This window comes from Paenibacillus forsythiae T98, assembly GCF_000520735.1.
Taxonomy (GTDB): domain Bacteria; phylum Bacillota; class Bacilli; order Paenibacillales; family Paenibacillaceae; genus Paenibacillus_AQ; species Paenibacillus_AQ forsythiae.
Window position 1 is genome coordinate 1 of record NZ_ASSC01000171.1, and the last position, 10,923, is coordinate 10,923.

The 10,923-nt window shown below is 55.3% G+C and carries 9 protein-coding genes; 1 reads left to right on the forward strand and 8 read right to left on the reverse strand.

Going from position 1 to position 10,923, the window contains the following annotated elements; all coding sequences use genetic code 11:
* Nucleotides 1-11: 11 nt before the first annotated feature.
* The 8 genes from L692_RS0106295 to L692_RS0106330 are packed head-to-tail and all read right to left on the reverse strand — an operon-like array spanning nucleotide 12 to nucleotide 9,780.
* A complete protein-coding gene (locus L692_RS0106295) occupies nucleotides 12-1,562 on the reverse strand; it encodes a lipopolysaccharide biosynthesis protein (RefSeq protein WP_025698193.1) in 1,551 nt (516 codons plus the stop codon).
* A gap of 13 nt (nucleotides 1,563-1,575) precedes the next feature.
* Complete coding sequence (locus tag L692_RS0106300) at nucleotides 1,576-2,751, reverse strand: glycoside hydrolase family 88 protein (RefSeq protein ID WP_025698194.1); 1,176 nt, start codon at nucleotides 2,749-2,751, stop codon at nucleotides 1,576-1,578.
* Between the two features lie 17 nt (nucleotides 2,752-2,768).
* On the reverse strand, nucleotides 2,769-3,959 hold the full coding sequence (locus tag L692_RS0106305) for a glycosyltransferase (protein ID WP_025698196.1): 1,191 nt from the start codon (nucleotides 3,957-3,959) through the stop codon (nucleotides 2,769-2,771).
* 14 nt (nucleotides 3,960-3,973) lie between these two features.
* Nucleotides 3,974-5,167 carry a glycosyltransferase gene (locus L692_RS0106310; RefSeq protein ID WP_025698197.1) on the reverse strand — a complete coding sequence of 398 codons (1,194 nt, stop codon included), beginning with the start codon at nucleotides 5,165-5,167 and terminating at the stop codon, nucleotides 3,974-3,976.
* A 2-nt stretch (nucleotides 5,168-5,169) separates the two neighbouring features.
* Nucleotides 5,170-6,333, reverse strand: a complete 1,164-nt coding sequence (locus L692_RS0106315; protein ID WP_025698198.1) for a polysaccharide pyruvyl transferase family protein — start codon at nucleotides 6,331-6,333, stop codon at nucleotides 5,170-5,172.
* 18 nt (nucleotides 6,334-6,351) lie between these two features.
* Complete coding sequence (locus tag L692_RS0106320; protein ID WP_025698200.1) at nucleotides 6,352-7,383, reverse strand: glycosyltransferase; 1,032 nt, start codon at nucleotides 7,381-7,383, stop codon at nucleotides 6,352-6,354.
* On the reverse strand, nucleotides 7,373-8,599 hold the full coding sequence (locus tag L692_RS0106325) for a glycosyltransferase (RefSeq protein ID WP_025698202.1): 1,227 nt from the start codon (nucleotides 8,597-8,599) through the stop codon (nucleotides 7,373-7,375). Before L692_RS0106325 ends, L692_RS0106320 begins: the two co-directional genes overlap by 11 nt.
* Nucleotides 8,596-9,780 (reverse strand): nucleotidyltransferase domain-containing protein, encoded by a 1,185-nt coding sequence (locus tag L692_RS0106330; RefSeq protein ID WP_025698204.1) that lies wholly within the window; start codon nucleotides 9,778-9,780, stop codon nucleotides 8,596-8,598. Before L692_RS0106330 ends, L692_RS0106325 begins: the two co-directional genes overlap by 4 nt.
* Before the next feature lie 183 nt (nucleotides 9,781-9,963).
* On the opposite strand from L692_RS0106330, the gene L692_RS0106335 reads away from it, so the two are divergent.
* On the forward strand, nucleotides 9,964-10,620 hold the full coding sequence (locus L692_RS0106335) for an acetyltransferase (protein WP_025698206.1): 657 nt from the start codon (nucleotides 9,964-9,966) through the stop codon (nucleotides 10,618-10,620).
* The last annotated feature ends 303 nt before the right edge of the window (nucleotides 10,621-10,923 follow it).

Consider the following 10,923-nt stretch of genomic DNA (forward strand, 5'->3'; position numbering starts at 1 on the left):
GAATAGCCATCCTAATCAACCTCCGTCTTGTTTAATGGGCCGAACCTCACAGTGATCTTTCCAAGCAGCGTTCTGGCAATCCCTTGCAGGTAGGCAAATTCGTCTCTGCGGTGAAAGAACAGCACATAGATGAGATTGACAATGACGAATGCGACCGCCGCCTTAAGCAGAAGAAGCGGAAAGCTGCCCGCATGGATCAGGCCGCTCGCAGAATAGGCCGCAAAAAAAGCGCCTACCCCTATTATAGTAAAGTATGCATAAGATCGGTAGTGCTCCGAGACGGACCGGTGAAACACCTTTTTATAGACCAGATAAGGCGTTGTCCAGAAAGGCATGGCTAAAGCCCCGGCCAGCGAGCCGATGAAGACGCCCGCAATCCCGATTTGCCGCACCAGAATGATGGAAATCCCCAGACCGACCGCCGCCTGAGCGAGCGGAACATACCGGTCTTCCTGAAAAATCCCCGCCGTCGTCTTCACGGTCGTGATCGGATTGCGCATCCCGCGCTCGAAGAACAGCAGCACCAGAACAGCAAGAACCCCGCTGCTCATCAGGAACTTCTCACCGATCCACAGCGTAATAAACGGCGCGAGCACGATATATAACAGGATCGACAGCAGGGAGTACAGCCAGAAGCTGAGCAGCCGCATGACCTTGTAGACGCTGTATATTTTCTCCGTGCTTTCGCTTGATACAAGATTTCCGACGCTGTGATACAGGTTGATGAATACCTGGTTGATGAAGGTTCTGGCGATGTCAATCAGCATTTTATAGTTGGAATACAGGCCAACGGCCTTGAGGCTGACAAAGGTGGAGATGAGGATGCTTTCCGTTTCGAGCACCAGATAGCTGCCGATATTCTGAACCACGATCGCTTTTACATTCCTGACAATTCCATTCCGGGTTCCGGTATCAAGCTTGCCTGCCGCCTTCTGCCTCAGATACGGATACTTCCGGTTCGCGATGACCGTTAACAGGATGGAGGTTATGACCGTCAGAACGCTGTCCACGATCAGAAACAGGATGTAGTTCGACGTATAATACAGAATGCCGATCTTCAGGCAGGCGGAAATAATGGAAGTCACCGAGAAGGCGGCGGTTACGATATAGTTCTTCTGATTGACGCTCAGGAATGCATTTTTATAGGAGAAAAAATAGGGTGTTACCGTATTAAGCAGAAAGATCAGGTAAATCCAATGGAGGTGCTCGACGCTGTGGTCCTTGACGATCACATTCAGAAAAGGCATTACCGACAGGCCGAGCAGGGTCACCACAAGCGCGATGACAAGGTACGCCCTGCGGTACAGCCGCATTAACCGGCCGATCTTCTCATAATCATTCTCCGCCACCGGCTTGTAGAGACTGTACATAATGCTCGTCCCGATTCCCGCCTCCGCCAGCGTCAGCATGGAGAGAATATTCGTGAACAATCCGTTCACGCCCAAATACTCGATGCCCAGGCTGTTGATGAAGACGGTTCGGGAGACAAAGCTCAGCAGGGTGATCACCAGTTGATTGCCGATGCCCGCCATAATATTAATGATGGAGTTCTTTACTCGCATGTACATCCCCTGCCTATTGATCCTTCGAATTCGCCAATCGGATGCAGAAGCCTTGCGTGAACGGCAGAATATTGAACAGAACGGAATAAACGCCGATGTCCTTGGTATCCCCCTGGGAAAAATCCACGGCGCCGCTTCTCCTGGTTGCCTCCATTAAATAGGAGACCGCTGAATCGGCGGCGGCGGCACATTCCCCGGATAATTCCCCGATCTGCGACGCATTCAGCAGGAACCAGGCCAGCATCGCCGTCGCCGAGGAATCGGCTCTGGATTCCGGCCTGGTCACCGTCCAGTTCCACTGTCCTTGCTCCCCCTGAACCGCAAGCGCGGTACGGGCGAACCGGACAACCGCTTCCTCCAGCGGCTGCTTGCATTCATGACCGTCCGGAAGCTCCCTCCAGGCGTCAATCAGGCCGATGGCGTACCAGCCGAGTCCTCTCCCCCAGCCGTAAAGGCCAAGCGGATACTTCGTCCCGGTGCTGTAGGCATGGCACGGCATGGACGTGCCCGGCAGCATTCCAAACCGCTCATACTCCTGAATTTGTCTTACAGCGAGCCGGATGCATTCGGGCTTGTCATACCGGAGGCCGTACACCACCAGGAAGGGGCAAATAAAGCCGATCGTATCGACATAACGGTAATCCTGCATCGATTTGCGGTACTTCACCGTTCCATCTTCGCCGATATGCTCCTGAATCAGCTCCCACATCTGATCCATCCCGGCTCTATACGCCTCTGGCCGCTCGGCGGAATGCTTCATCACTCCGTAAGCCAGGATCGCGCCGTCCACTTGCTGCGGCGGGTGAATCCACTTGCCGCCTCCGCCGAATTTGGCAGCAATCAGGGCGTTCACCGCCGCTTCCGCCTTCGGATCGCTGTTATGGCTTAAATAGCTGTGAAAGCCAAGCAGCAGGGAAGCCTCCTGCCAGTGCTGAATGGCCGGCCGGGTATAGTTGCCTCTCAGCATATCCAGCACAATCAGCCTTGTGTTGTCGGTAAGCTTGATTTTGGGCGTTCGGGTCAGCCATTTCATCCCGGTTTCCGTAACGGCTGTCCCCCAGACACGCCTGTCGCTGTACCGGCCGATGTGTATTCTCCCAAGCCAGTCTCCAAAGACCGGCGCCGCGTCAATGAAAGCAATAATAAGTACGATTGCAATGATAATGAGGCCAAACGTCAGACCCGGAATAGTCCCCACCCCTTAACCTAGCTTATCCACTGGTACAATTTATGGATCTCGTCTTCTGTTCCCATCTCTTCCTGCCGCAAATTGCCGATGAACCGCTCTCTCAATTCTTCATCATCAATCAGCTTCTTGACGCCCCGGTAGATGGAGCGAGCGTCCCTGCCGACAATCAGACCGTTATAGCCATCCGTCAACTGATCGGTTATGACTTCAAAATCGGTCGAGACGATCGGCTTGTGCAGAATTTTGGCCTCCGTTATCGTCAGGCAGCGTCCCTCGAACAAGGAGGTCTGCACATAGATGTCGCACTGCTTGATGTAAGGATACGGATTCTCCCGGAGTCCCGTCAGGATCAGAATATCCTGAAGCCCCTTCTCCTCAATCAGACGCTCCAGGCTCCCTCGCTCCTCTCCCTCGCCAACGATGTACCAACGGATGTCGTACCCTTCGCGGACAAGCAAATCGCAGGCCTCCACAGCCATGCTAAAGCCCTTTTGATAATTCAGCCTGCCGACAGAGACAATCGTTGTTTGTTCCTGCTTCTTGATGGGACTCCCATCGGCGGACAGCTGAAGTATGGCGGAGGGAGAGACGATATTGTGCATCAGCACGATTCTTTCTTTGTAGGCGGGAAACCGGTCTTTCAGAATTTGCACGCATTCCTCGGATACGGTGGCAATGCAGTCCAGCTCCCGGAAATACTTGTCGTCCAGGTCCGGGTTCATGCCCAGCTTGTCATAGTCATTATGAATGAACCCGATCTTCCGGCGGGCCTTGGCCTTATCCACCACATACCGGATAGGCGAATTCTCCATGTAACCGATGGCGGCATCGTATTCGGCGGACAGCTTGGGGAGAGACTTCGAGCTGAATTTCCACAGCAGCTGTTCCCGTCTGGCCGGATGGCTCTCCTTCCTAAACAGGAATCCCGCCCTGATCCGCGCCCAGGCAAGACCGGGCTTGCCTTCTTTGAGACAGTTCAGAAGCGCCGTGCGAATGGACATGTCAAAATACTTGTATCTTGGTGGTGCATCCAGAAGGCGAACATGATCCGGGATCTTGCTCATAAAGAGGCCCTCATGCTTGAACAGCAGCAGGTCCACCTCGCAGCGGGAGTAATCAATGGATTGGAGCAATGAAATGAGTGACTTCTCCGCGCCTCCGCAGACCAGACTATTCATGACGAACAGCAGCTTCTTGTTCCCGCTCATAGCTCTCACCCTTCTCATGCGAGTAAATTGTAAAATTTATGAATCTCATCCTCTGTCCCAAGCTCCAGCTGCCCCAGATTATCCGACAGCTTGGCGCGCAGGCTATGATCCGCGATCAGTTGCTCGATGCCGCCCGCAATTGCAGCCGGATTCATGTCTACGATCAGCCCGTCGAAGCCGTGGCGAATCTGGTCACGGGCGGTGCTGAAATTGGTGACGACGATCGGTTTTTTCAATATTTTTGCCTCGTCAATTGCAATGGACTTGCCCTCGAACCGGGAGGTTTGGGCATACAGATCGGCTTGCCGGATATACGGATACGGATTGGAGCGAAGCCCCAGCAGCCTGAAATGGTCCTCAAGTCCGTAACGGCGGATCAGATGGGTCAGCTTCTGCCGCTCCTCCCCATCGCCGATAACGCTCCAGCGGACATTGCAGCCTTTATCGACCAGCATTTTGCAGGCTTCAATGGCAAGCTCGAAAGCCTTTTGCGGGTGCAGCCGACCGATGGACAGAATGTTGATCCCGTCCTCAGCCTTGCTGAAATCATCGGGCGGATGCTGCATAGCCAGCTGGTGGATCAGCACCGGGGACACAATATTATGGATTACATTGACCTTGTGGTCCTGCTCGGGGAATCTCTTGACCAGGATGTTCGCGCATTCCTCCGATACCGTAACCAGATGCTGGAGCTGCTCGAAATAGCGGGCGTCAAAGGCGGGGTCCATCCCCAGCTTGTCGTAGTCGATGTGAATCCAGCCGATTTTGCTCCTGGCCACAGCCTTCTCGACACAGAAATAGATCGAGGTCTTCTCCAGAAAGCCGATCGCCGTATCATATTCCTTGGGAAGCCGTCCGAAGAAGGGAGACAGGTGCTTCCAGCTGTGCTGCTCTTTCACGGAGTCGTTCCCCGCGCCCCGGCTTCTCAGACTGAACATGAGCCGGTGATACGCCAGTGTGAAATGTCCCGATAACAGCAGCTTCAATAGAGCCTGCGGAAGCGGCAGGGCAAAGCGTCGGTAGCGCTCGGGGACGGGCAGCACCTTCACCTCCGGCGGAATAAACTCCATGAACATTCCTTGATGATTTAGCAGGAAAAGATCAACCTCATACGCGTTATAATCGATCTGGCTCAGCAAATTGATCAGGCTTCGTTCGCCGCCGCCGGAATTCAGACCCGGTATAACAAATAGAAGTTTTTTCTTCATGTTCACCTCGGAGCAAGCTCTCTTAAGTAGTCGACCGCCTTATAGGACATTTGCCGGATTTTCGGCACGGATTGCCTTAAGCTCTCCCTGAGCTCCTCTTCCCCTTCCAGCATTTCGTCAAATTTGGCAATCAGATTATCGCCGCTGGAAATCTCCTCAATGCCGAGCACCAGCTTCTCCGTGCCGAACAGATCCCTGGCAATCCCTTTGGACTTGACGCTGTAGCCAAGCACCATGGTAGGGACAAAATTGGAGTATGCGGCAATGGTGGCATGGGTCCTCGCCCCAATGAAGAATCTCATGCGCGCGATATAGCCTTTGTATTGAACCGCCGTGAGATGATCGGGCAGCAGAATAACCCGGCCGGTGTCTTTCAATTCCTGATGGAATACTTGCAAAAGCTCATAGTCGTTGTTGCCGTCCACCATCACATGCGGAGTCAGGGCAATCGTCATATCCGTCGTCCGCAAAATATGCTTTAGCAGCTCGCGCACCGCCGGGCCCGACTGCTTGTTGCGGCCCTCTACGAGCGGGCTGAAGTTGATGCCTATCGTATTTCCGGGCTGCCAGCCGTCAGGAAGCGGAAGCTCCTCCTTCGCCATCGTAAAGGCCGGATCGGCGCACAGCCGGACATTCCGGAGGCCCTTCTCCCGCAGCATATCGTATGTCAGGCTTTCGCGGGCCAAAATCAAGTCGAACAGCTTCAGATCGGCAAGCTTTCGGTCCGTCATGTCCTCCTCGCCGATCGAGCAGCCCCAGAGCACCAGCTTCTTGCCGTGCTTCTTGACTCTGCGGTCAATTTCATACCAGCCCGGCTGCTCGCCGTAGCAGTAGTTGTCCCCTCCGATGGACATGCACACATCGACATCCTTGATCCGGCTGATCGTATTCTGTTCGATAAGCCCGGTGGCATACGACTCGTCTCCCAGGAGCTTGAAGCGGACCGCAGACACCAGCCAGTTCAGGGAAGGCCTCACGATCTCCGATTTGGAACCGTCGTAAATGCCGTCCAGGCTCGGAATGACCCGGTCGGTATGCGGCTGCTCGGATGCCAGAAATACCCGGGCTCCGCTGATATTCTCCTTGATCATTTGAGCGGAGGATCGGACAATCGCCTCGCATCCCCGGTTTAAGCTGCCGCCATGCGCGAACATCATAATTTTCATGACTCATCACTCCTGTTATTAGGCGTTTCGCAGCCTGCTGTAAGCGGCTATGCCTACGAGGCCCAGCGTCAATCTTGTTCGGATCATCCATAGGGTCGCTTTCTCGAACCTGCCCAGCTGTCCCGATTCCGCCTCGAAATACACGGGCAGCGCCTCCCTGACGTGAGGATTGTTGATGATTTGGCTTATGTAGCGGTACCTCTGCCGAAATTTCACCGCCCCCGAAGGCTTCAAATAAATATAAATGCAGGCCATGGCCGTCTTGATGAACCGGACCGCTTGCAGTCGCTTGATGAGCGGCTCAGGAAGAAGCTCCCTGTATATTTCCGGCGGTTCCGTATGATAGACCCGGAGTGCCTGGCCAAAGTAATCTTTGTCCAGAATATTTCTGGTGGCGCTCCCCTGCACCTCTCTGTAGTGATAACCCGTGTAATCGATATACCTCATGGAAGCGGCCCGGGCAAAAAAGTGAATATTGAACAGCGCATCCTCGCCCAAGGCCACCTTTTCCGGGAACTTGAGTGAATACTCTGTAATGACGCTCCGCTTGTACAGCTTGTTGACCGACGTATTCAGATCATCGCTCCGCAAAAAACGCGGCAGAATTTCCGACCGGATGAACTCCCTGTCCAGCAGCCGTCCCTGGTCAAAAGGGTAGCGGGTCACGACCGGCCGCCCTTCAATCTCGCTCTCCAGATTGGAGACGACGGCATCGCAGCCTTCCAGTACCGCCTGACCGTACAGCGTATGGTACATCCCGCTTTCGATATAGTCGTCCGCATCCACGAAGCCGACATATTCCCCCGCAGCGATCGCCAGCCCCCGGTTTCGCGCGACGCTGACTCCGTGATTCTCCTGATTGATCAGCCGGATACGCGAATCGTCCTCCATCGCCGCTTCGATAATCGCCCGGCTGCCATCCGCAGAGCCGTCGTTGACAAAGATGAATTCGCAGCTCTTGAGAGTCTGGGCCTGAAGGGAACGGATGCACTCGTCAAGATAAAGCTCCGCGTTAAATACCGGAATAATAACGCTGACATTATACCGCACTGAGAACATCCTCCTTCGCATCGGCCTCGTCCATACAGCGGTACAGCTTCTCCAGCTCAGAGCTGTTGCCGTAATCGGTCCTGCGGCAATGATCGGCCAGCTTCTCCCGCTCGCCGGGGCGGAGATACAGCTCCTCGATGCCGTCCGCGATCCCCTCCGCCGACAAGGCCGCGATTCTGCCGTCCACTCCGTCGCTCACCTGACTGCGGGACGTCGTATAATCGGTAATCAGCACCGGCTTGCCGAGAATCTTCGCCTCCGTCACCGTCACCGCCTTCCCCTCATAACGTGAAGGCTGGACGTACAGATCTGCGCAGCGGATATACGGATACGGGTTGATTTGCTTGCCGAGAAGTATAAACCGGTCCTGAAGGCCGTATTCTTCAATCAGTCCCCGGATCATCGCCTCATCACCGCCGTAACCGACCACATACCAGGCGATGTCGTCATATCCCCGTTCCCTCAGCAGCTTGAGCGCTCTGACCGCGTTGTCGATGCCTTTGGCATGCGACAGTCTCGCCACCGTAACGAGCTTGAAGCGGGCGTCCCGCGCCATTTCGCCTGCGGATTCCTTGGCGGCCATCGTTCGGATAAATTCCGGCGAGGTCAGATTCTCCATGACGATCACCTTGGGCTCAAGGCTCGGGTACTTTGCCAGAAAGGACGCTTTACAGGCTTCGGACACCGCCACAATGCGGTCGAACTTGTCCCACATCTTCAAATCCATGGCGACATTCGTTTCCACCGTGGAGTAATCCGTATGAATCCAGGCGATCTTCGTTCTGGCCGTCACTTTGTCGGCGACAAAGCAGTGCGGCCACAGGTAGCTGATCGCGGCATCGTATTCCTGGTTCAGACGGGGGAGAAACGGAAGCGTGTATTTCCACATCAGCTGCATCTGGTAATACCCCGACTCTGTGCTTGCCTTTCTTCCCGGCATTGAAGCATGCAGCCTGGACAAGAGCCGCCCCAGACCGATCAGCAGGTGTCCGCCGCGAAAGGTTTCATAAATGGACTTGCGGAATGTCGAATACGTCGGCTGCTCGGGAAGAAGATTCGCCGCCGCGGGCAGCAGCTCCATAAATTCTCCGGCGTGGCGGTACAGCATAAGGTCAACGGCGTAGGACTCATAGTCGAAATGGTTAAGCATGCCCGCCAGGCTGCGCTCGACTCCGCCAACCTCCATATCATATGAAGCGATCAGCAGCTTTTTCATTTCTGCACACCTACCGTTTTTCTCCAGGCCCACAGAAAAGGCCGCAGGGGAAAGTATAGAAAATGCAAATTTTTCGGCAGCGGCAGCGTCTCCGCATCCTCCGGGTAGGGAAACAGAAAGCTCAGAATGAACTTGAGCTTCTGGATCGGCGCGAGCAGCGCGAATTGATGCCGCTTATGATAGGAAGCCACGTCATCGGGCACAGGAATAGAATGCAGATTGACCATCTGTTCCAAATAAAATATCGCCTCCTGCGCCATTGCCCGCGACTTCGGGGCCCGCTCCATGTCATGAAGCCCTTCGGCAATTTCAGCGTCCAGCAGCCTCCCCGCCAGCGTCAGCGCCTGTCCTCCGACATGGTAGTAATGATACTTGCGGAGCAGCGCGGTCAATTTCCCGGCATCCGGCTGCTGGAGCAGCAGCTGCTTGATATCGAGCAGCCACCGCAGCCTCGACCATCCGTGCCGCGCCCCGTGGGAGACAAGAAACAGGAACAGGTCCTCCTGCCCCAAGTAGGAGATCGGCTCCCTTGTCAGTCCGCTGTTTCGCCTGCGGCTCCACAGCTCTTCGAAGTCAGGCTCTCCGGACGGCGCGGGATTCAGCCTCCAGTGAAGCTCCACTTTGATTCCCTTCTGCGGATGGGTAAAGGTTGTATGGTGATGCCGCCACTTCCAGTCGTTAAGCACGGTATGAATATAATCGTCCTTGATATAGCCGAGACCGGTCAGCAGGGACTCCGCCCCCGCCAGATCGGCAAGCGGGATCAGGAGATCCAGATCGCAGGAGGTTCGCAGCGATATGTCCCCGTAGAGATCCTTGGCAATGACCGGTCCCTTCAGGAAGAGCGCGCGGATATTCTTTTGGGCCAGTTCCCCCCCGATAAACTCCATTTCACCGCTCAAATGAAGCATCTGGAACGTATTTCGGCTGTAATAGGTATAAAGACAGCTGATGACTCCGGGCGGCACCGCAGCTCCCCCCAAATTTTTCAGCTTGGGATAGAGATTGGGGTATACGCGGTGATGCAGAGCCAGCCCGATAAACGCCTCCCAGTCTATCCCGCGGAACAGCTCCGGACAGCGGACCGGCACATCCTCCCCCTTCTCCGCAGCCAGAAAAGCCAGAAGAAGATGCATTTCGGTTGACAGGTCTTCCGTCTTCAGAGCAAATGGATCTCTCATGGGATATCTCCTTACCTCCGGGAACATAGCGAACAAGAAAATCAATTTTGTTCTATTTAACGAACACAAATCAAGCGTAACACTCCTGCCTAAAAGTTGTCAATTGCTATATTGCGAAAACAACAAATTGAGCCGGAACCGGCAGCGGTATGCTATATTGGAACAAAGAAAGGGGGATCTGACTTGAACAACATCGTCATATTTGGCGCGGGCGGGCATGCCAAGGCGGTAGTCGATGCCGTTGAGCGGGAAGGGCGGTACCGGATCTTCGGACTGCTCGACAGCCATAAAGCCTCCGGCTCCGATATTTACGGATATCGAGTTCTCGGAAACGAACAATATATCGCCGAGCATCGGGAGGAAATTAAGGGGTGCATCATCGCCATCGGGGACAACTGGACCCGGGCGCTTATCGCCGCCCGTATCGCCCTGCGTTACCCGGACCTCCCCTTTGTCACCGCTGTCCATCCAGGCGCCTGGATCGCCAGGGGCGCGAAGCTTGGTCAAGGCACCGTCGTGATGGCGGGGGCTGTCGTGAACAGCGATACCCTAATCGGCGAGCACTGCATATTATATCCGAAGGCTTCGATCGACCATGACAGCCGGATCGGGGATTATGTTACGCTGGCTCCGGGGGCCACAACGGGCGGGAACGTGACGGTTGGCGATTACAGCGTTCTCTCGCTGGGAGTAAGCGTCATCCACTCCGTCAGCATAGGGGAGCATACCGTTATCGGGGCGGGGGCCACCGTCCTCTCCGATATTGGCGGCTACGCCGTAGCTTACGGGCCCCCCGCCGTCATCGCCAGATCGCGCGCGGCGGGCGAACGGTATCTGTAGCAGAGAAAGGGCTGGTCATGGCCGGCCTGCCCAGCGCCCGGGGGCCGCTTCCTTGGCCCTTGCACGGCTCCGCCGCTTCCAGGACCGCGCATGATTCTGCCCCCTCCAGGCTCTCTCATGGGTAAACATGCCCTCAATCCGTCAAGCCCGGACCTAACGCACGTTGCCCGCTACCGTTCCCATCGTCTCATGAACACGGTCAATCACTCTTTGCTGCTGCTCCGGGGTCAGGCTGGAGCCGGAGGGAAGGCAGAGACCGGACTGGAACAGCCGCTCGGATACGCAGAGCGTCTCGCTGTGCGG